The organism is Streptomyces sp. NPDC051243 (assembly GCF_044455405.1).
GTDB lineage: Bacteria > Actinomycetota > Actinomycetes > Streptomycetales > Streptomycetaceae > Streptomyces.
The window spans coordinates 622,533-643,229 of sequence record NZ_JBITES010000002.1 but is presented as its reverse complement, the minus strand read 5'-3'; the positions used below and the strand labels follow the sequence as shown (position 1 = coordinate 643,229).

At 69.0% G+C, this 20,697-nt stretch carries 18 protein-coding genes, 1 tRNA gene and 1 riboswitch; of the genes, 6 read left to right on the top strand and 13 right to left on the bottom strand.

From position 1 onward, the window contains the following. The first annotated feature begins 81 nt into the window (after positions 1-81). Positions 82-1,302 carry an acetyl-CoA C-acetyltransferase gene (locus tag ACIBAG_RS06850; protein WP_399101746.1) on the top strand — a complete coding sequence of 407 codons (1,221 nt, stop codon included), beginning with the start codon at positions 82-84 and terminating at the stop codon, positions 1,300-1,302. A 306-nt stretch (positions 1,303-1,608) separates the two neighbouring features. After that, on the top strand, positions 1,609-2,391 hold the full coding sequence (locus tag ACIBAG_RS06845; RefSeq protein ID WP_399101744.1) for a hypothetical protein: 783 nt from the start codon (positions 1,609-1,611) through the stop codon (positions 2,389-2,391). Positions 2,392-2,420: 29 nt separating this feature from the next. Here ACIBAG_RS06845 and ACIBAG_RS06840 read toward each other — a convergent pair whose 3' ends face one another. Then, complete coding sequence (locus tag ACIBAG_RS06840) at positions 2,421-2,732, bottom strand: hypothetical protein (protein WP_399101742.1); 312 nt, start codon at positions 2,730-2,732, stop codon at positions 2,421-2,423. 94 nt (positions 2,733-2,826) lie between these two features. On the opposite strand from ACIBAG_RS06840, the gene ACIBAG_RS06835 reads away from it, so the two are divergent. Beyond that, the gene (locus ACIBAG_RS06835; RefSeq protein ID WP_031481361.1) at positions 2,827-3,057 is read left to right on the top strand and encodes a DUF4287 domain-containing protein; all 231 of its coding nucleotides are present in this window, start codon (positions 2,827-2,829) and stop codon (positions 3,055-3,057) included. 86 nt (positions 3,058-3,143) lie between these two features. Here the strand turns inward: ACIBAG_RS06835 and ACIBAG_RS06830 are convergent, their stop codons facing one another. The 3 genes from ACIBAG_RS06830 to ACIBAG_RS06820 all read right to left on the bottom strand — a co-directional run bounded on the left by ACIBAG_RS06830 (position 3,144) and on the right by ACIBAG_RS06820 (position 5,660). Continuing rightward, entirely contained in the window at positions 3,144-4,040 is an 897-nt protein-coding gene (locus ACIBAG_RS06830) for a Bax inhibitor-1/YccA family protein (protein ID WP_399101739.1), read from the bottom strand. A gap of 213 nt (positions 4,041-4,253) precedes the next feature. Further along, on the bottom strand, positions 4,254-5,429 hold the full coding sequence (locus ACIBAG_RS06825; RefSeq protein WP_399101737.1) for a 4-hydroxybenzoate 3-monooxygenase: 1,176 nt from the start codon (positions 5,427-5,429) through the stop codon (positions 4,254-4,256). A 147-nt stretch (positions 5,430-5,576) separates the two neighbouring features. Beyond that, positions 5,577-5,660, bottom strand: a tRNA-Leu gene (locus ACIBAG_RS06820). 393 nt (positions 5,661-6,053) lie between these two features. Here ACIBAG_RS06820 and ACIBAG_RS06815 point away from each other — a divergent pair. Next, complete coding sequence (locus tag ACIBAG_RS06815) at positions 6,054-6,824, top strand: ABC transporter ATP-binding protein (RefSeq protein WP_399101735.1); 771 nt, start codon at positions 6,054-6,056, stop codon at positions 6,822-6,824. Then, the gene (locus tag ACIBAG_RS06810) at positions 6,824-9,358 is read left to right on the top strand and encodes an ABC transporter permease (RefSeq protein WP_399101733.1); all 2,535 of its coding nucleotides are present in this window, start codon (positions 6,824-6,826) and stop codon (positions 9,356-9,358) included. The genes ACIBAG_RS06815 and ACIBAG_RS06810 overlap by 1 nt, the downstream gene beginning before the upstream one ends. Before the next feature lie 81 nt (positions 9,359-9,439). Here ACIBAG_RS06810 and ACIBAG_RS06805 read toward each other — a convergent pair whose 3' ends face one another. Both ACIBAG_RS06805 and ACIBAG_RS06800 read right to left on the bottom strand, forming a co-directional pair. Then, positions 9,440-10,750 carry a class I SAM-dependent methyltransferase gene (locus ACIBAG_RS06805; protein WP_399101731.1) on the bottom strand — a complete coding sequence of 437 codons (1,311 nt, stop codon included), beginning with the start codon at positions 10,748-10,750 and terminating at the stop codon, positions 9,440-9,442. 232 nt (positions 10,751-10,982) lie between these two features. Beyond that, entirely contained in the window at positions 10,983-12,362 is a 1,380-nt protein-coding gene (locus ACIBAG_RS06800; protein WP_399101729.1) for an NAD(P)/FAD-dependent oxidoreductase, read from the bottom strand. Between the two features lie 547 nt (positions 12,363-12,909). Between ACIBAG_RS06800 and ACIBAG_RS06795 the strand changes: the two genes are divergently transcribed. After that, entirely contained in the window at positions 12,910-13,137 is a 228-nt protein-coding gene (locus tag ACIBAG_RS06795) for a hypothetical protein (protein ID WP_399101727.1), read from the top strand. A gap of 126 nt (positions 13,138-13,263) precedes the next feature. On the opposite strand, the gene ACIBAG_RS06790 is transcribed toward ACIBAG_RS06795, so the two are convergent. The 7 genes from ACIBAG_RS06790 to ACIBAG_RS06760 form a co-directional block, all read right to left on the bottom strand. Next, a complete protein-coding gene (locus tag ACIBAG_RS06790; RefSeq protein ID WP_399101725.1) occupies positions 13,264-14,223 on the bottom strand; it encodes an exopolyphosphatase in 960 nt (319 codons plus the stop codon). Next, positions 14,220-14,804 (bottom strand): DUF501 domain-containing protein, encoded by a 585-nt coding sequence (locus ACIBAG_RS06785; RefSeq protein ID WP_399101723.1) that lies wholly within the window; start codon positions 14,802-14,804, stop codon positions 14,220-14,222. The genes ACIBAG_RS06790 and ACIBAG_RS06785 overlap by 4 nt, the downstream gene beginning before the upstream one ends. Before the next feature lie 35 nt (positions 14,805-14,839). Continuing rightward, the gene (locus tag ACIBAG_RS06780; protein ID WP_399101721.1) at positions 14,840-15,316 is read right to left on the bottom strand and encodes a septum formation initiator family protein; all 477 of its coding nucleotides are present in this window, start codon (positions 15,314-15,316) and stop codon (positions 14,840-14,842) included. A gap of 109 nt (positions 15,317-15,425) precedes the next feature. Then, complete coding sequence (eno, locus tag ACIBAG_RS06775) at positions 15,426-16,706, bottom strand: phosphopyruvate hydratase (protein WP_399101719.1); 1,281 nt, start codon at positions 16,704-16,706, stop codon at positions 15,426-15,428. Between the two features lie 315 nt (positions 16,707-17,021). Beyond that, the gene (locus ACIBAG_RS06770) at positions 17,022-17,714 is read right to left on the bottom strand and encodes a transglycosylase family protein (protein ID WP_399101717.1); all 693 of its coding nucleotides are present in this window, start codon (positions 17,712-17,714) and stop codon (positions 17,022-17,024) included. Positions 17,715-17,718: 4 nt separating this feature from the next. Beyond that, a riboswitch (cyclic di-AMP (ydaO/yuaA leader) is annotated at positions 17,719-17,918 on the bottom strand. A gap of 198 nt (positions 17,919-18,116) precedes the next feature. After that, positions 18,117-19,190, bottom strand: a complete 1,074-nt coding sequence (locus ACIBAG_RS06765) for a transglycosylase family protein (protein ID WP_399101715.1) — start codon at positions 19,188-19,190, stop codon at positions 18,117-18,119. Between the two features lie 168 nt (positions 19,191-19,358). After that, entirely contained in the window at positions 19,359-20,639 is a 1,281-nt protein-coding gene (locus ACIBAG_RS06760) for a cytochrome P450 (RefSeq protein WP_399101713.1), read from the bottom strand. Between the last annotated feature and the right edge of the window lie 58 nt (positions 20,640-20,697).

Here is a 20,697-nt window from a genome sequence, read left to right as displayed (position 1 = left end):
TGACCCTGCCCGTACGTGCGGGTAACTTCCCTCACAGCCCTGCCCGCCCCTGCGCGCCACACCTTGTCAACTGGAGCCGTGATGCCCGAAGCCGTGATCGTCTCGACCGCCCGCTCCCCCATCGGCCGCGCCTTCAAGGGCTCCCTCAAGGACCTGCGCCCGGACGACCTCACCGCCACGATCATCCAGGCCGCCCTCGCCAAGGTCCCCGAGCTGGACCCGCGCGACATCGACGACCTGATGCTCGGCTGCGGCCTCCCGGGCGGCGAGCAGGGCAACAACCTCGGCCGTATCGTCGCCGTGCAGATGGGCATGGACCACCTCCCCGGCTGCACCATCACCCGGTACTGCAGCTCCTCCCTGCAGACCTCCCGCATGGCCCTGCACGCCATCAAGGCCGGCGAGGGCGACGTCTTCATCTCGGCCGGCGTCGAGATGGTCTCCCGCTACGTCAAGGGCAACTCCGACAGCATCCCCGACACGCACAACCCGCTCTTCGCCGAGGCGGAGGCCCGCACCGCCGCCGTGGCCGAGCAGGAGGGCACCACCTGGCACGACCCGCGCGAGGACGGCCTGCTCCCCGACCCCTACATCGCGATGGGCCAGACCGCCGAGAACCTCGCCCGCGTCAAGGGCATCACCCGCCAGGACATGGACGAGTTCGGCGTCCGCTCGCAGAACCTCGCCGAGGAAGCCATCAAGAACGGCTTCTGGGAGCGCGAGATCACCCCGGTGACCCTGCCCGACGGCACCGTCATCTCCAAGGACGACGGCCCCCGCCCCGGCGTCACCATGGAGGGCGTGGCAGGCCTGAAGCCGGTCTTCCGCCCGGACGGCATGGTCACCGCCGGCAACTGCTGCCCCCTCAACGACGGCGCCGCCGCGGTCGTCATCATGTCCGACACCAAGGCCCGCGAGCTGGGCCTCACCCCGCTCGCCCGCATCGTGTCGACCGGCGTCTCCGGCCTGTCCCCCGAGATCATGGGCCTCGGCCCGGTGGAGGCCTCCCAGCAGGCCCTGCGCCGCGCCGGCCTCACCATCGACGACATCGACCTGGTCGAGATCAACGAGGCGTTCGCCGCCCAGGTGATCCCCTCCTACCGCGACCTGGGCATCGACCTCGACAAGCTGAACGTCAACGGCGGCGCCATCGCCGTCGGCCACCCCTTCGGCATGACCGGCGCCCGGATCACCGGCACGCTCATCAATTCCCTCCAGTTCCACGACAAGCAGTTCGGCCTGGAGACGATGTGCGTCGGCGGCGGCCAGGGCATGGCGATGGTCATCGAGCGCCTGAGCTGAAGCCCTCGGTCAAGCCCTTGACCCAGGCCCCTGAGTAGTCAACTCACGACCCAGCGTGAGCCTTCGACCCAGAACCCGGGAAACTCCAAGGTTCTGGGCCGTTTTGTGATCCAATCTCCCCCAGGATGTGACCTATCTCCCTAAGGAGAGGGATTTTCGCAGCTCAGCGCCTTGCACCACTAAACCCCAGGCCCAAAGTCCTGTCCGTTTCGTGACGTTACGCACTGACAGCTGGATAGTCCGCCCTTCAAGCTGATGTAGGAAGTCGGGGGTCGACTTTGAACCGGGAGTACGTCAGTGAGCGCCATGCCGATCGCCTTGCTGCTCACCACGGCCGCCACCGGCGCCGTGGGCGTCGCCGTCCTGCGCACCCTCATGGTGCTGCGCCGGCAGGTCGCGGCCCTGCACACCGAGTTGGCACAGAACAACGCCGCAGCGGCCCGAGGTCTCGTCCCGCAGGCCCGTGCGGCCGCCGACGCCGATGAGATACGCGCCGCAGTCGCCGAGGCCCTCGCCGAGGAACGCGAGCGGGAACTCGCCGAGGCGCGCGCCTTCTGGGCCGCCCAGGAGGCCCGTGACGCCTCCGACGCGCCCACACTGCTGGGTCTGTCCGACAGCGAGCTGTTCCTGCCCCGCCAGGCCGATTTCGCGGGCCTGGAGAACCTGGAGCCGGTGACCGAGCCGACCGCCGACGCCGAGGAGTTCGCCGGCGACTCCCCCGAGCTGGCCGCGGCCCGCCGCCGCCACCCCTCCCACCCGGACTTCGTCCCGGTCCAGTCGCCGACCGTGAACGACCACGAGCGCACGGTGGCCACCCTCGAGGAACTGGCCGAGTCCGCCACCGAACTGACCGACGTCCGCCCGGGCCCTCTCGGCACCCTCGACGTCTACGTCTTCGCCGACGGCACCACGCTGTGCATGACCCCGGGCCACCGGGAGACGGCGGAGCGCCTGGCGGCAGCGCTGCGTGCGGGCGAGACCCCGGTACTGCTGGGCGGCTCGGGAATCTCGGGCGCGTACACGCTGACGTTCGCGTGCGGCGAGGAGAACGTCTACATCCTGGCGGACAGGGTCATAGCGAGTCTGTAGCTCTTCGTGCCCGCAGCCGCCGATGAACCTCAGACCCCCGCCCTCTTCTGCGCCTCCTCGACCAACCGAACCGCTTCCGAGACCTGCTCGTCGTTCTCGAGAACCACCGCCAAGTCATGCACGGCAACGGTGATTTGATCGGCCGCGGCGAACATCCCGGCATCAGGCATCTCCCGAGGCTCAACCCCAGGCGCCTCCACAACCTGCGCCCACCGAGCCAACTCTCTGGCCAAGCGCAGGGCCTCCGTCGCCGCCCCTCTTTGCAGGCGACTCTGCGGCGCAGCCCGCAACCGGTCGGCGAAGTGATCCACGGCTCTGGTCAGACGCGTCGTATCAACCACGCCGTGAGCGTACGCGACTGTTGCCAACGGGCGAACGCTCAGGCACGGTGACCTGAAGGACCGGCTTACATCCCCTTTGCGTCCGGAGGCGCCGATGTCCCACGTCCTCTCCGAGGAGACCCACCGCAACATGCTCGCCCGCATCCCCCACTGCACCGGTCGTGAAGTCGCCGACTGGCTCCGCACCGTAGAAGAAGGCCCGGCCCTCGTCCGCTTCGAGGAGAAGGTCAGCTGGCTTCGCCACGAATACGACCTCGCGTACGGCCACGCGAAGGCGATCGTCCACGAGTACGACCTGAGGAGGGCGGCGCGCAAATTCCTCTAGGCGCGCAGAGACGACGAAGGGCCCCGGCACGAAACCGGGGCCCTTTGCTGCACAACCGTCAAAGACGGTCGCACAACCGTCGCAGATCAGTCGCTGCTGTTGAGGATCGAGATGAGCCTCAGGAACTCCATGTAGATCCACACCAGCGTCATCGTGAGGCCGAAGGCCGCGAGCCAGGCCTCCTCCTTCGGCGCGCCGTAGGCGATGCCGTCCTCGACCTGCTTGAAGTCCAGGGCGAGGAAGCAGGCGCCGAGCAGGATGCCGACGATGCCGAAGACGATGCCGAGCGGGCCGCTGCGGAAGCCGAGGCCGTCACCGCCGCCGAAGACGGCGAACAGCAGGTTGACCGCCATCAGCAGGATGAAGCCGAGCGCGGCCGCCATCACGAAGCCGTAGAACCGGCGGTTGACGCGGATCCAGCCCGCCTTGTACGCCACCAGCACGGCGGCGAAGACCGCCATCGTGCCGAGCACCGCCTGCATGGCCGCGCCGCTGGCGATGTGCTCGTCGACGACGCTGGAGACGACGCCGAGGAAGACACCCTCGAGCGCGGCGTAGGACAGGATCAGCGCCGGCGAGGCCTTGCGCTTGAAGGACTGCACGAGCGCCAGCACCATGCCGACCAGACCGGCGCCGATGGCGATGCCGTAGGACCGGTTGATGTTCTCGGCGTCGACCGGCAGCAGGAACCACGCGAGCGCGGCCGTGACGATCAGCGTGCCGAGTGTCGTGCCGGTGCGCAGGATGACGTCGTCGATCGTCATCCGGCCGGTGGTGGCCGGGGCCTGCGGCGGCGCGCCGTGCTGGAGGTCCTGCTGGGCGTAAGGGTTCTGCGCGTACGGGTTGCCGGCCTGCGGCTGGGCGTACGGGTTGCCCTGCGTGCCGACAGCGGCGCCCCCGGCCTGCGGCGCGGTGTTGAAGCCCGCGTAGCCGTTGTCGCGGCTGAACCCCCGTCGCGAGAAGACCGGGTTGCTGCTCCTCATTTCACTCCTCCATGGCCACCGTGTGTGGCCTTGGCTCAAGAGTAATAGGTAGGCAAAGGATTGACCCTAGTGCTTGGGGAGGATCTTTCCCTCGTCGTGCTCGGCAACACGCTACGCGGCCGGGTGATTCCCGGCCACGGAGGGGCACCTTCATGACGAAGCTGGTACGCGGCCGGAACCGGTCGGAGATCACTCCCCCGGCCGCCCGTGCGATCACCCGAACGGGAAGCCGGTGTACCCCTCGGCGAGGTCCGTCTCGGCCGCCCTCGATCCCGCGATCCGCTCGAGCCGGGCCAGCTGGAGCCGGTCCTCGAAGGGCGTGGCGTCGGGCGCGCGGTGCAGCAGAGTCGTCATGTCGTACGAGAACCGCTCGGCCTGCCAGACGCGGCGCAGGCAGGTCTCGGAGTAGGCGTCGAGCAGCTCCGCCGAGCCGGTCTCCTTCTGGTACGTCAGTGCCCTGGCGAAGGTGACGACGTCCCCGACGGCCAGATTCAGCCCCTTCGCACCCGTCGGCGGCACGATGTGCGCCGCGTCGCCGGCCAGGAAGAGGCGGCCGTGGCGCATGGGCTCGTGGACGTAGGAGCGCATGGGCGTGACGGACTTCTGGGTGATGGGCCCGTGCTCCAGCCGCCAGTCGTCGGCGGTCTCGAAGCGGCGCTCCAGCTCGTCCCAGATCTCCCCGTCGCCCCAGCTCTCGGCGTCCGTGCCCTCGGGGACCTGGAGGTAGAGGCGGGAGACGGACGGGGAGCGCATGGAGAGAAGCGCGAAGCCGCGGTCGTGGCGGGCGTAGACCAGCTCGTCGTGCGAGGGGGCGACGTCGGCGAGGATGCCGAGCCAGCCGAAGGGATACGTCCGCTCGAAGACCCGGGTCAGCTCCGCCGGGATCGCCCCCCGGGACACGCCCCAGAAGCCGTCGCAGCCGACGACGTAGTCGCATGCGAGGACGTCCTCGACGCCCTCGTGCCGGAAGCGCACGCGCGGGCTGTCGGTGTCCGCGCCCTCCACCGCCAGGGCCTCCGCCTCGAACAGCAGCGGGCCACCCTCCTTGAGCTGGAGGGCGATGAGGTCCTTGCAGACCTCGGTCTGGGCGTAGACCATCACGGACCGGCCGCCGGTGAGGGCGGGGAAGTCGACTCGGTGGCGCTTCTTGTCGAAGCGGAGCTCGATGCCGTCGTGGCGCAGGCCCTCGCGGTCCATGCGCTCCCCGGCGCCGGCCGCGCGCAGCACGTCCACCGTGCCCTGCTCCAGGATCCCGGCGCGCTGGCGGTGCTCGACGTAGGCGCGGTCGCGGCTCTCCAGGACGACCGAGTCGATGCCGGCGTTGTGGAGCAGCCGGGCGAGGAGGAGGCCGGCGGGGCCCGCTCCGATGATGCCGACGGTGGTGCGCATCGGTCGCTTCCCTTCCTGTTCGTGCAGTGAAGTTTTATTCACCAACTCCTGATGTGAGTCTCCGGCCGTACTCGCCCACTGTCAACGGTTGTGCGGTGAACTGTTGAAGCGCGGTCAACTCTTGAAGGAAGGAAGAGAAGTCGGAAGTGCCCAGAGCCGGACTTGAACCGGCACGCCCGCGAAGGGGCAGCGAGGTTTAAGCTCGCCGTGTCTGCATTCCACCATCTGGGCAGGCCATGGGCTCCGCATCGAGGTTCCGAGCCTATCGGGATACATCCCCCGAACAGCGGACGGGCGGACCGATGTTGTCTTATTTTATTGACGTCTGAGGGTGCATCAGCCCACGGAACGCGCCATCCGCACTTGCCAATAGCCTTACGCGCGACGGTTGACGGCGCATACGGAATGACGGAATTTCACCGTCCAAACGAGGACGCTCCACCTGTTCCCGACGCGAACACGTGTCAGGGTCCGCCGTCATCCTCAGGTATGACACAGCGCTCTTTGGTCCATCCGCAGTCTGCCTTCGGAACCGGAACAGCGACTGACTACACGGCGGTCCTGGGCCAGGACGATGGACGGGTCCCATCGAACACACCGTCGTCCTTCAGGAGCGTTCCTCTCGTGACCACCGCATCCATCGCCGGCCGGACCACCACCGTGGCCGCGCGTGCCACGGATCTGTCGAAGATCTACGGACAGGGCGAGACCCAGGTGGTCGCCCTGGACCGGGTCTCCGTCGAGTTCCGACAGGCCGAGTTCACCGCGATCATGGGCCCCTCGGGCTCCGGCAAGTCCACGCTGATGCACTGCGTCGCCGGTCTGGACACCTTCTCCTCCGGTTCGGTGCGCATCGGCGACACCGAACTCGGGTCCCTGAAGGACAAGCAGCTGACCAAGCTGCGCCGCGACAAGATCGGCTTCATCTTCCAGGCGTTCAACCTGCTGCCGACGTTGACGGCGCTGGAGAACATCACCCTCCCGATGGACATCGCGGGGCGCAAGGCTGACAAGCAGTGGCTGGATTCGGTCATCCGGATGGTGGGCCTGGCCGATCGCCTCGGCCACCGTCCCTCCCAGCTCTCCGGCGGCCAGCAGCAGCGCGTCGCGGTCGCCCGCGCGCTGGCCTCCAGGCCCGAGATCATCTTCGGCGACGAGCCCACCGGAAACCTCGACTCGCGCTCGGGCGCCGAGGTGCTGGGCTTCCTGCGCAACTCCGTACGGGAGTTGGGGCAGACGGTGGTGATGGTGACCCACGACCCGGTCGCCGCGGCGTACGCGGACCGCGTGGTGTTCCTCGCGGACGGCCGGATCGTCGACGAGATGTACCGCCCGACCGCGGACAACGTCCTCGACTTCATGAAGCAGTTCGACGCGAAGGGCCGCACCAGCTGATGTTCCGCACCGCCCTGCGCAACGTACTGGCGCACAAGGCCCGGCTGTTGATGACCGTGCTCGCCGTGATGCTCGGCGTCGCGTTCGTCTCCGGCACCCTGGTCTTCGCCGACACCCTCTCAGGCGCCTTCCGCAACCAGTCGGCGAAGAGCTACGACGACGTCGCCGTCTCCGTCACCTCGCACGCCGACCCCGACAACCCCGAGGAAGAGCCCGGCCTCTCCCAGCAGACCCTCGACAAGATCTCCGCCGTGGACGGCGTCGCCGGCGCGTACGGCCGCGTCGAGGGCTTCGCCGGGGTCGCCGACCCCGACGGGAAGCTGATCGGCGTCGGCTGGTCCAACAAGGGCTCCAACTTCGCCCCCGGCAAGGACGGCAAGGACACCGCCTACACGTTCACCGACGGCTCGGGCCCGGTGAAGGACGATCAGATCGCCCTGGACAAGGAGTCCGCGGCCAAGGGCGAGTACCAGGTCGGCGACCGGGTCCGGGTCGCGACCAACGGGCCGGTGAAGGAGTACACGCTCAGCGGCGTGTTCACCACCGAGGACGGCGCGGTGAACGCCGGCGGGAGCCTCGTCCTCTTCGACACCGCGGTCGCCCAGAAGCAGTACCTCAAGCCCGGCTACTTCGAGAGCGTCACCGTCACCGCCGCCCCCGGCGCGGACGACACCAAGCTCCTGGCCGCGGTCAAGCCGCTGCTGCCGGACAGCGCCGAGGCCCAGACCGGCAAGGCGCTCGCGGACGAGCAGGCCGAGCAGATCGAACAGGGTCTTGGCAACCTCAAGCAGGTCCTGCTCGGCTTCGCGGGCATCGCACTGTTCGTCGGGATCTTCCTGATCTCCAACACCTTCACCATGCTGGTCGCCCAGCGCACCAAGGAGATCGCCCTGATGCGCGCCGTCGGTGCGTCGCGCAGGCAGATCACCCGCTCGGTGCTCGCCGAGGCCGCGGTGGTGGGCCTGGTCGCCTCGGTGATCGGCTTCGTGCTCGGCATCGGCCTCGCGGTCGGACTGCGCTCCGGTATGGCCGCGTTCGACATGAAGATCCCGGACGGCCCGCTGATCCTGTCCGCCACGCCGGTGCTCGCCGCGATCGGTGTCGGTGTGCTGATCACGACGTTCGCCGCCTGGCTGCCCGGCCGCCGGGCCGCGAAGATCCCGCCGGTGGCGGCCATGAACAGCGTCCACGCGGTGGCCACCACCAAGTCGCTGGTGGTGCGCAACTCCATCGGCGCGGCCATCACCGCCCTCGGCGCGGCCGCCATCGTGGCGGGAGCCTCGGCCGGCGGCGACGACGGCCGGATGTACATCGGGGCCGGCGCGTTCTTCGCGCTGGTCGGCGTGATCATCCTGATCCCGCTGCTGTCCCGGCCCGTGATCGCGCTCGTCCGCCCGCTGCTCGTCGGCCCGTTCGGGGTGTCCGGCAAGCTGGCCGGCCAGAACGCGGTCCGCAACCCGCGCCGTACCGGAGCCACCGCCTCGGCGCTGGCGATCGGCCTGACGCTGGTGACCGGCCTGTCGGTGCTCGGCATCACGGTCGGCACGGCCATCGACAAGATGACCACCGACAACATCAAGGCCGACTACATGGTCTCGATGGCGAACGGCGGCGACCTCGACCAGTCCGCCCTGACGGCGCTGGAGAAGGCCAAGGGCGTCTCGGCGGTCTCGCCGCAGCAGAGCGTCTACTTCGAGCTCGGGAACGACGACTTCGTGTCCGCTTCGGCGGTCACGCCGGGCGACATCGAGCGGGTCCTGACCGTCGACGTCGTCAGCGGCAACATCGATACGCTCGCCCAGGGCCAGATCGCGGTCGCCGAGAAGACAGCGAAGAGCAAGGGCTGGAAGCCCGGCGACACCGTCCCCGTCACCTTCGGCGACGAGAAGAAGGACACGCTGACGGTCGGCGCCGTCTTCAAGGACAGCGAGTTCCTCTCCCCCGTCCTCGTCGACACCAAGGTCGTGAACCCGCACGAGGTCAAGCCGTCCATCCCGCAGATCTTCGTGAAGACGGACGGCGGCCAGACCGCGGCGAACGAGCAGGTCCTCATCGACGCGCTGGGCGACAACCCCGCGATCACCGTCATGGACCGGCAGGACATCCGCAACGAGTTCGGCGGCGCCATCAACACCCTGCTGAACATCATGTACGGCCTGCTGGCGATGGCCCTGATCATCGCGGTGCTGGGCGTCGTCAACACGCTTGCGATGTCGGTCTTCGAACGGCAGCAGGAGATCGGCATGCTGCGGGCGATCGGTCTCGACCGGCGCCGGGTGAAGCGGATGGTCCGGCTGGAGGCCGTGGTCATCTCGGTGTTCGGCGCGGTGGTCGGCATCGGTCTCGGCTCGTTCCTCGGCTGGGCGATCGGCGAGACCTTCGCGGACCAGGTCCCGGGCTACGCGCTGGTCCTGCCCTGGGACCGGATCGGGATCTTCCTGGTGCTGGCCGGACTGGTCGGCGTACTGGCCGCGATGTGGCCGGCCCGCAACGCCGCGAAGCTGAACATGCTGAACGCGATCAAGGCCGAGTGACCAGGCCCCGACCCGCGTGACACACCGAAGGGCCGGGCTTCCCCACGACAGGGGAGCCCGGCCCTTCCGCTCGCGTCCGGATCAACGCCGCCCGGACTCGGTCCACTCGCGGGCCCGCAGCGGCACCCCCGAGGCACCCCCGTCCGGGGTCTTCACCGCCAGCACCTGGTTGACCCCGATGCGGTTGCGCTCGAAGGCGAGCGCGGAGGCGGCCATGTACAGCCGCCAGACGCGGGCGCGACCGGGGCTGGTGAGTTTGACGGCCCGGCCCCAGTCGGCCTCCAGGTTGGCGACCCAGCGGCGCAGGGTGAGGGCGTAGTGCTCGCGGATCGACTCCACGTCACGCACCTCGAAGCCGGCACGTTCGAGCTGGGTGACGGTGGCGCCGATGGGCTGGAGCTCGCCGTCGGGAAAGACGTAGGCGTCGATGAACTCGTCGACCTGGTACGACGATTCGTCCCGCTGCGGCCGCCGCCCGATCTGGTGGTTCAGCAGCCGCCCGCCGGGCTTCAGCAGCCGGTACAGCACATCGCAGTACTCCAGGTACCGCTCGGCGCCGACGTGTTCGGCCATACCGATGGACGAGATGGCGTCGTACGGCCCGTCGGCCACATCCCGGTAGTCCTGTACCCGGATCTCCACCTTGTCGGTGAGCCCCTCGTCGGCGACGCGCTTGCGGGCGTACGCCGCCTGCTCCTGGGAGAGGGTGATGCCGACGACGCTCACGCCGTACTCGCGGGCCGCGTGCACCGCCATCGAGCCCCAGCCGCAGCCGACGTCGAGCAGCCGCAGCCCGGGCTGCAGACCCAGCTTGCGGCAGATGAGGTCGAGCTTGTCGCGCTGGGCGGTTTCGAGCGTGCCGTCCGGGGGCGGGGCCGGCCAGTAGGCGCAGGAGTACACCATGGACGGGCCGAGGACGACCTCGTAGAAGTCGTTGCCGACGTCGTAGTGGTGGCTGATGGCGCGTTTGTCGGTGCGCTTGGTGTGCAGATGGCCGGGTCTGCGAACCTCCTCGGGTGGCGGCGCGGGCGGCAGCGGAAGCCCGCCGATCCTGATGAGCCCGCGTACGGCGGCGCGCACCTGCGGCTCCCGAAGCGCCTGAGCCAGGCTCCGGGCGTCCTCGCCCCGCTCCCAGACGAGCCCCGCGAGATGATCGAGGGCGGCGTACAGATCCCCCTCGATGTCGAGGTCCCCGGCGACCCAGGCCCGCGCGAGCCCCAACTCACCCGGTTTCCAGAGCAGTCGGCGCACCGCGCGCCGATTCCTCACGACAAGGGTCGGCGCCCCCGGCGGCCCTGCCTGCGAACCGTCCCAGGCGCGGATGCCCACCGGGAGCGGAACTCCCAGCAACTGTTCGAGAAGGCCCTTCAGCCGCACCGCGGCATCTGCCATGGCGCACACCTCCGTGATGGGGGAGATCCCGGAATGTCCAACACCACGTAAACACCTGCGGGGCGCCAATACAGTCCCCCGAGCGCGTGTTTTAGCCCGTCCGGCGTTTGAGGACGAGGCCCTTCGGGCCGAAGGGGGGTCTGTGGGCGCAGCCGGCCCCCGGGAACGCCGAAGGACCTCCCGCACCACGGATGGCGGGAGGTCCTTCGATCAGTTCAGCGACCGGAGGAGGTCAGGAGGCCTTCGCCTCGGTCTTCTCCGGCTTCGGCGCCGCAGGCATGGGCTTCGCGGCCTCGTAGAACTCCTCGCGCGGGTGCTCCATCGCACCGAGGGAGACGACCTCGCGCTTGAGGAACATGCCGAGGGTCCAGTCGGCGAAGACACGGACCTTGCGGTTCCAGGTCGGCATCGCGAGGCCGTGGTAGCCACGGTGCATGTACCAGGCGAGACGTCCCTTGAGCTTGATCTTCATCTTGCCCATGACGATCATCGCGACGCCCTTGTGCAGGCCGAGACCGGCCACCGCACCCTTGTTGGCGTGCTCGTAGTCCTTCTGCGGGAAGCCCCGCATACCGGAGATCACGTTGTCACCGAGGACACGCGCCTGACGCAGCGCGTGCTGCGCGTTCGGCGGGCACCAGGCGTTCTCGTTGCCCGCCTTGCGGCCGACGAGGTCCGGGACCTGGGCGTTGTCGCCGGCGGCCCAGATGTAGTCGGTGCCCTTGACCTGGAGCGTGGTCTCGCAGTCGACGTGGCCACGGGGGCCGAGGGGCAGACCGAAGCGGCCGAGGGCCGGGTTGGGCTTGACGCCGGCCGTCCACACGATCGTGTTGGAGTCGACCTCCAACCCGTTCTTCAGCACGACGTGGCCGTCGACGCAGGAGTCCATGGAGGTGGAGAGGTAGACCTCGACCCCGCGGGCCTCCAGGTGCTGCTTGCCGTACTGGCCGAGCTTCGGGCCGACCTCGGGCAGGATCTTGTCGGCGGCGTCGACGAGGATGAACCGCATGTCCTCACGGGACACGTTGTTGTAGTACTTCGCCGCGTCGCGGGCCATGTCCTCGACCTCGCCGATGGTCTCCGCGCCCGCGAAGCCACCGCCGATGAAGACGAAGGTGAGCGCCTTGCGGCGGATCTCCTCGTCGGTCGTGGAGTCGGCCTTGTCCAGCTGCTCGAGGACGTGGTTGCGCAGGCCGATGGCCTCCTCGATGCCCTTCATGCCGATGCCCTGCTCGGCGAGGCCGGGGATCGGGAAGGTACGGGAGACCGCGCCGAGCGCGATCACCAGGTAGTCGAAGGGCAGCTCGTACGCCTCGCCGACCAGCGGGGCGATCGTGGCGACCTTGCGGTCCTGGTCGATGGTGGTGACCCGGCCGGTGAGGACCTCCGCCTTGGGCAGCACGCGTCGCAGCGGGACGACGACGTGGCGCGGGGAGATGTTGCCGGCGGCGGTTTCGGGGAGGAAGGGCTGGTAGGTCATGTACGACCGGGGGTCGACGACCGTGACGGTCGCCTCTCCGTAGCGCATCTTCTTGAGGATGCGCCGAGCTGCGTACAGGCCTACGTACCCACCGCCTACTACGAGGATCCTGGGACGCTCCGTGGTGCTCATGCCATCGAGTATCCACCCGCCCCAGGGGGGTCGCTCGTGCGCCCCTTCACAAGCTCTTGCAGCCCCTGTGCTACACTCCCCGGCCCGCGTGACCCAGGTCATGGTCGCGATCGGGAACCCGATTGCGGTACGACCCGTTGTCAATGCCGCGTGAGCTGCCTCTCTGGCTCGCCGGGCCCCCTGTGAGCGGACTGAAACGCCGCCCGGAGCCCGCCTCCCGGACCCTCCTTACACCGTCCATCTGAACATGTTCAAGGGCCTGTTCACCCCTCGGAAGGGTCAACCGGGACCCATCCTTGCTTCGACGGGGCCCAATTCCTTGTGAAGAACTTCACGAACATTCTTCGGCGGGCACCCACAGGGGGACACGAAGGGGTCCGCGAGCACCCCCTGGAGACGCTCATACGCTAGCCGACCTGCTCAGTCGAAGGCTACCGTCGAGTAACAAACGAGACCCGAACCACCCTTCGGCAGCGACTTGGATCACCGTTCACCCTTCAGCCACATTCCGCGCGCGAGCGGAGAAAAGTGTGCATAACGTGCAGCCATGATCACTACACACAAGGCCCTTCAGCGGGCCACCGCGCGAATAGTCTCGGTCGGCGCTGCCCTCGGCATCGCTCTCGCAGCAGGGGCGGCGACGGCCGCGGCCGCTGCCCCCGTCGCCACCAAGGCCACGGTCGTCAAGTCGAGTCCGGTCAAGGGCGGTCACGGCCACGGCGACCACGGCGACGGCGGCGATTGCGACGGCCTCATCATCCTCCTCTGTAACTGACCGCCGGCCCAGCACATGGGCTCAGACAACGGCCCCGGTTCCTCTTACGAGGGACCGGGGCCATTCCGTGTCCTGCATGCCCTGCACCTACTGCACGTACTGCACGCCCTGCAGGCACCGCACGCGCTACGCGTCCTCCGCGTCCTCCGCGACCTTGAAGGCGATGCCGTCGAGGATGTCGTGCTCGCTCACCACGACCTCCTCGGCACCGATCCGCTCCATGATCGCGAGCAGTACGAGGGCGCCCGCCGCGATGACGTCGACCCGCCCCGGGTGCATGGACGGTACGGTCGCGCGCTCGGCGTGGGTGGAGTGCAGCAGCCAGTCGGTGATCTCACGGACCCGGTCGTGGCTGATCCGCGAGTGGTGGATGCGCGTCGAGTCGTACCCGGGCAGGTCCTGGGCGATCGCCGACACCGTGGTGACCGACCCGGCGAGCCCGACCAGGGTCCTGGCCTCGCGCAACGGCACCGTCTCCTCGGCGAGGTCGAGGGCCGCCTCGATGTCGGCCCGCATCGCCGCGATCTGCTCCTCGGACGGCGGGTCGGAGACCACCCCGTCGCGCACGAGATGACGCTCGGTCATCCGCACGCAGCCGACGTCCACGGAGCGCGCCGCACGGGCGTGTTCCTCGCCGACGACGAACTCGGTCGACCCGCCGCCGATGTCCACGACCAGGTAGGGCCGGTGCACGTCGTCCCGCCCCGTCAGCTCCTTCGTCGCGCCCGTGAAGGAGAACTCGGCCTCCTGGTCGCCGGTGATGACCTCGGGCTCGACCCCCAGGATGTCCATGACACCGCGCACGAACTCGTCCCGGTTCTCGGCGTCCCGGGAGGCGGAGGTGGCGACGAAGCGGAGCCGCTCGGCGCCGTGCTCCTTGATGATCGCCGCGTAGTCACGGCACGCGGCGAAGGTCCGCTCCAGCGCCTCGGGGGCGAGCCGGCCGGTACGGTCGACGCCCTGGCCGAGCCGCACGATGGTCATACGGCGGTCCAGGTCGACGAGTTCGCCGGTCTCAGGGTGTACGTCGGCGACAAGGAGCCGGATGGAGTTCGTACCGCAGTCGATGGCGGCGACCCGGGTCACTGGCCGCCCTCCTCGGACTCCCCGGATTCCCCGGACTGCCCGGACAGCTCGGACAGCTCGGACAGCTCGGACAGCGTCACGCACGCTCCCTTGCTCCACCACTCCGGCAGCATCGCGATCGCCTCGTCGCCGAGCGGATTGACCCCGGGCCCCGCCGCCAGCGAGTGCGCCACCAGCACATGCAGGCACTTCACCCGGTCCGGCATACCGCCCGCACTCGGGAAGCCCGTCAGCTCCTCGATCTCGTCGCGGCGCCGGATGTAGTCCTCGTGGGCGGAGCGATACGCGGCGGCCAGCTCCTCGTCGGTCTCCAGCCGCGCCGTCATCTCCTTCATCACGCCGTTCGCCTCCAGCGTGCCGATCGCCGACGACGCCTTCGGGCACGTCAGGTAGTACAGCGTCGGGAAGGGCGTGCCGTCGGGCAGTCGCGGGGCCGTCTCGACGACGTCCGGCTGACCGCACGGGCACCGGTGCGCGATCGCGCGCAGCCCGCGCGGCGGACGCCCGAGCTGCTGCTTGAAGGCCTCGACGTCCGCGTCGGTGGGCTCGGTGCGCGGGGTGGGCGGCGGGGGCGTTTCCATGCCTGTACGAAAGTCTCTCTGAAGTATCTGTCGGTTCACTGGTCGGAGGCGTCGGCCTTGTCGATGCCGTCCCAGATGTTCGAGTACCAGGGGCGGTCGGCCGCGGCGACGTCGGCCCTCGACTGCTTGGCGGCGTCCGGGTCGACCACGATGAAGCCGGTCTCTCCCGGCATCACGTAGTGCAGCCGCTGCCGGATCTGCTGTTCGGCGTACGCGTCGTCCTGCCAGCGTGCCTTGGTGTCGCGCAGTTGCTCGACCCGTTTGGCGGCCTCTTCCTTCTGCCGCTCCAGATCGGCGATCTCGGCGCGCTGGGAGACGTACTGCCTTATCGGGTAGGCGAGCGCCACGACCATGGAGCAGACGACCAGCGCGAGCAGCGCGGCGCGTCCGGTGAGCCTGGAGCGCCGGGCCTGCCGCTTGGTCTGGGAGCGGTAGACACGGGCCGCCGTCTGCTCGCCGAGCAACCGGATCCTGGTCGCGGTGGAGAACCGGTCCCGGTCCTTCACGGCCATTTTCCCCGCCTCCCGTTTCACACGCGTACGTCCCCGCACACGGTACGGGACCGAGTACGGGGACGTACGTATGACTGGCTAAGGCTTAACCCGGTATGGGTCAGCCTGGTCAGCCCTTGTACCGCGGGAAGGCCGAGCGGCCGGCGTACACCGCCGCGTCGTCGAGGATCTCCTCGATGCGCAGCAGCTGGTTGTACTTGGCGACGCGCTCGGAGCGGGCCGGGGCGCCGGTCTTGATCTGGCCGCAGTTGGTGGCGACGGCCAGGTCGGCGATGGTGACGTCCTCGGTCTCGCCGGAGCGGTGGGACATCATGCACTTGAAGCCGTTGCGCTGGGCGAGCTCGACGGCGTCCAGGGTCTCGGTCAGCGAGCCGATCTGGTTGACCTTCACCAGCAGGGCGTTGGCCGCGCCCTCCTCGATGCCGCGGGCCAGGCGCTCGGGGTTGGTGACGAACAGGTCGTCGCCGACGAGCTGGACCTTGTCGCCGAGCTTGTCGGTGATGGTCTTCCAGCCGTCCCAGTCGTCCTCGAACAGCGGGTCCTCGATGGAGACGAGCGGGTACGCGTCGACGAGCTCGGCGTAGTACTCGGTCATCTCGGCGGCGGAGCGCGCCTTGCCCTCGAAGAGGTAGGAGCCGTCCTTGTAGAACTCGGACGCGGCGACGTCGAGCGCCAGGGCGATCTGCTCGCCGGGGGTGTAGCCGGCCTCCTTGATGGCCTCGAGGATGAGGTCGAGGGCCTCACGGTTGGAGCCGAGGTTGGGGGCGAAGCCGCCCTCGTCGCCGAGGCCGGTGGCCAGGCCCTTGCTCTTCAGGACCTTCTTGAGGGTGTGGTAGACCTCGGCGCCCCAGCGCAGCGCCTCGGAGAAGGTCTCCGCGCCGATCGGGGCGATCATGAACTCCTGGATGTCCACGTTGGAGTCGGCGTGCGAGCCGCCGTTCAGGATGTTCATCATCGGCACCGGCAGCAGGTGCGCGTTCGGGCCGCCCAGGTAGCGGAAGAGGGGGAGGTCGGAGGCCTCGGAGGCGGCGTGGGCGACGGCGAGGGAGACACCGAGGATGGCGTTGGCGCCGAGCGAGCCCTTGTTGTCGGTGGCGTCCAGGTCGAACATGGCCTGGTCGATCAGGCGCTGCTCGGTGGCGTCGTAGCCGACCAGCTCCGGGCCGATCTGCTCGATGACGGCGAGGACGGCCTTCTCGACGCCCTTGCCCAGGTAGCGGTTGGTGTCGCCGTCGCGGAGCTCGATGGCCTCGAAGGCGCCCGTCGAGGCGCCGGACGGAACGGCGGCACGACCCGTGCTGCCGTCGTCGAGGCCGACCTCGACCTCGACCGTGGGGTTGCCTCGGGAGTCCAGGATTTCCCGGGCTACGACGACGTCGATGGACGGCACGAGCATCTCCTTCTTGGGATGTGACGCGGGTACGCAGACCGCGGTGGGTGCTGCGAGATGAGCCTAACCGGCTCCGGCGGATCGGCCAGCGGTCGACCGCCCCGTGGACGGAACCGAGAGCGAATTGTTTCCGAACGGAACAAAAACGCGGTGCGGAGTTCCGGGGTCCCGGGGGAAAAGAAAACCCCGCCCCGGTGCGTACGGGGGAAGACGCACCGGAGCGGGGAGCCCGTGGGGACGGGGGTGGCCCTCACGAGGTCTTCACTATGAGGTCCACGGATGTGAGGGCGCAGTGGTTCAGCTACCGAGGCACTGTTACTTCAGGTGCAGCTGCTGACCCGGGTAGATCAGATCGGCGTCCTCGACGATGTCCTTGTTGAGCTGGAACAGCTTCTCCCAGCCGCCCTTGACGTTCTGCTTCTCGGCGATCGTGCTGAGGGTGTCACCCTTGACGACCTTGTACTCGCCGTCGCCCTTCTTGACCTTCTTGCCGGTCGGGGTGGTGACGGTCTTGCTCGACTTCTTCTCGGCGGCCGGACGCTCGGCGGAGCGGGAGGCCGACTGCTGCTCGGTGGAGCGGGTGGTGCTCTCACTGCTCTGCGAGGAGCCGCCGGCGGAGGAGCCGGTGTAGGCGGCGCTGGACAGGCCGGTGCCGCAGTGCGGCCAGGCGCCCTTGCCCTGGCCCGCGAGGACCTTCTCGGCTATCTCGATCTGCTGGGCCTTGGTGGCCTGGTCGGCGGTGGCGGCGTACTTCGTGCCGCCGTACGCGGCCCAGGTGGAGGCGGAGAACTGCAGACCGCCGTAGTAGCCGTTGCCGGTGTTGATCGACCAGTTGCCGCCGGACTCGCACTGGGCGACGGCGTCCCACTCCGAGGCGGTGGCGGCCGAGGCGCTGCCGGCCGCCATCAGCGGGGCGGCGACGGCGGCGGCGCCGGTGACGCCGACGACGGCGATGGCGCGAGCGGCCTTGGACGGACGACGGTGCTTGCCCTTGCTGGAAAACAGCATGGAGAGATCCCCTCACCGACGCCTGCGAGGTGAGCTGTCGGGTTCGGGCCGGTTGAGTTGCCCGGCCGCGCACGTTCGCCTTCCGGCTCCCGCTGCGCGACTTCACCCCAAGCCGACTCCGGCCGTGCGGCCCCGAAGGGCCTCAACTGCCGGACCCGGCGCAAACCTTGGGTCCCCCGCTCCTGCCTACGGCGCTTGACGCGACGACTGTTCCCGTACGGCCGCCGGCAGGATTCGGCGTGACGGCTGTCGGGGCTCGCACTGGTGGCGAGCGATCACGACCGTAGACACTCGATTCCCGGAATTACAAAGACGATCAGGGCTTCTGAGATCTATCTCTCACTGCAGCTAAAACGGACATTCAGGAGCGAAGTGGGGCGCGAACTCCCGCTGCTTTTCGCCCTATTCGGCAGGGACTTCGAGGGTCTGACCGGGGAAGATGTGGTTCGCGTCAGCGCCGATGTCCTGCTTGTTCGCCTGGTACAGCGCCCGCCACCCGCCGTCGAGGTCAAGGGAGTCGGCGATCGAGGCGAGAGTGTCGCCGGCACGGACGGTGTACGAGGCATGGCGGCCGGAGGACTTGACGGCGCCGTCGGCAGCCCCGCTCTCGTCGGCACTGGCACCGCGATGACGCCCGGAGCCGGCCGCGGAATCGGCCTTCGCGGCGTCGACGGCGCCGGTGTCGACAAGACCCCAGGAGCCCGCCCCCTGCTCCGAGTTGCCCTGGTCGTCACTTGTCGGCGTCCCCGTGGGGGAGCCGTCGGGCGACTGGGAGATCTCCGCGCCGTCGGATGTGCCGGACTTTGCGGAGCTGTCGGCCGTGGAGGGGGAAGCAGGCGAAGAGGAGAGATTCTCGGACGATTCGGACGAATCACCCGAAGAACCGCTCGACGAGCCGGGCGAATTCGAGGCACTGGAGGAGCTCGAGGAGTCCGAGGAGCTGTTCGACGACTCATCGGATTCCGACGAACCGGACGAACCCGACGAGCCGGATGACTGGGATGAGCCGGATGAGTTCAATGAATCGAGCAATCCGGAGGATCCGGATACTTCGGACGGGGAGTCCTCCTCCACGCCGGTGTCTAGGTCGACCGAGCCCGACTCCTTGGTGAGCCCGCTGAGCAGTCCGCAGGTGCGCCAGGCGCCGACACCCCGGTCCGCGAGGATCTTCTGGGCCACGGCGATCTGCTGGGAGCGGCTCGCCAGGTCGGGGCTCGCGGCATAGTCGAGGCCGCCGTACTTGTCCCAGTCCTCCTGGGTCAACTGCAGTCCGCCGTAGCGTCCGTTGCCGGTGTCGGCGCTCCAGGAGCCGCCGCTCTCACAGTCGGCCACCTTGTCCCAGACGCTGCCGTCGGCGGCGCTCGCACCCGTGGCGCCGAGGAGCGGGATGGCGATGGCGGAGCCGGTCACTCCGGCCGCGACGAGGAGAGCCGGAGCCTGACGGGGGCGTCGGTGACGACCGTTCCCGGAGAGCATGCGGGGACCTTTCGCGAGACAGCAGTGAACACGGCGCCCGAAAACCTGTGCGCCATCGTTGATCCGTGAAGTTATCGGCAGACGATCACTTGTCACAAGTTAATGCCGCGCAGATCACGTGAAGATCACAGACTTGAGCGCGCGTCACGTCTGCGGTGGCGGACGAACTCACCCAAGCGGGGTGAACTCCACCGGAAGCGTGCGCAGTCCGCGCATGATGAGGCCGCCGCGCCAGCGCAACTCGGCCGGATCCACGGCGAGTTCCAGATCCGGCAGCCGGGTGAGGAGTGTGGCGAGGGCGGTCTGGCCCTCCAGACGGGCGAGCGGGGCGCCGAGGCAGTAGTGGATGCCGTGGCCGTAGCCGAGGTGCTGGTTGTCGCGGCGGCCGAGGTCCAGGACATCGGGGTCGGCGAACCGCTCCGGGTCCCGGTCGGCGGCGGCCAGGACGACGAGAACGGGGTCGCCGGCCGCGATGTGCTGCCCGCCGATGGTGAGGGGCTCGGTGGCGAAGCGCCACGTGGCGAGTTCGACGGGGCCGTCGTAGCGCAGGAGTTCCTCGATGCCGGTTTCCAGGAGGGCGGTGTCGTGGGCGGCGAGGGAGGTCTGCAGGCGGGCGCGCTGCTCGGGGTGGGTGAGCAGGGCGTAGGTGCCGTTGCCGATGAGATTGACGGTCGTCTCGAAGCCGGCGAACAGCAGGATGAAGGCCATGGCGGCGGCCTCGTTCTCGGTGAGGTGCTCGCCGTGGTCGGAGGCGCGGATGAGGCCGGAGATGAGGTCCTCGCCGGGGGTGGGGGCGTCGGGGAGTGCCTCGCGCTTGCGGTGGATGAGGTCGGCGAGATAACCGCGCATCTTCTTCACGGACCGCGCGACGCCGCCCCTCGGCCCGCCCTGGTGGCGGATCATCATGCCCGCCCAGTCCCGGAAGTCGTCCTGGTCCTCGCGGGGGACGCCGAGCAGGTCGCAGATGGCGTAGATGGGGAGCGGGAAGGCGAACTCGTGGATGAGATCGGCGTTCCCCTTCTGCGCGAACCCGTCGATGAGGTGGTCCGTGAGCTCCTGCACGCGCGGGGCGAACTCGGCGACCCTGCGGGGCGTGAAGGCCTTGGAGACGAGCCGGCGCAGGCGGGTGTGGTCGGGCGGGTCGATGTTGAGCAGATGCGTCATCAACTCGGCCTTGCGCTCGCCCGGGATACCGGTCTTGCCCTTGGCGTGGGCCGGTTCGTCATGGTGGGCCGGGTTCTTGGACAGACGGCTGTCGGCGAGGGCTTGCTTCGCGTCGCCGTAGCGGGTGACCAGCCAGGCCTCTACGCCGCTGGGAAGGCGCGTGCGGTGCACCGGGGCGTGCTCGCGGAGCCAGGCGTAGGCGGGATAGGGGTTGGTGGCGAACTCCCAGGTGAAGAGGTCGGGGGGTTCGGGGGTGGGGCTGGTGCGGCTGGGTCGGTCGGTCACTCCTTGACGGTATCCGCCCGCCCGGCGAGCACGTTCCGCGCGGCGTGGTCCCCGGGCG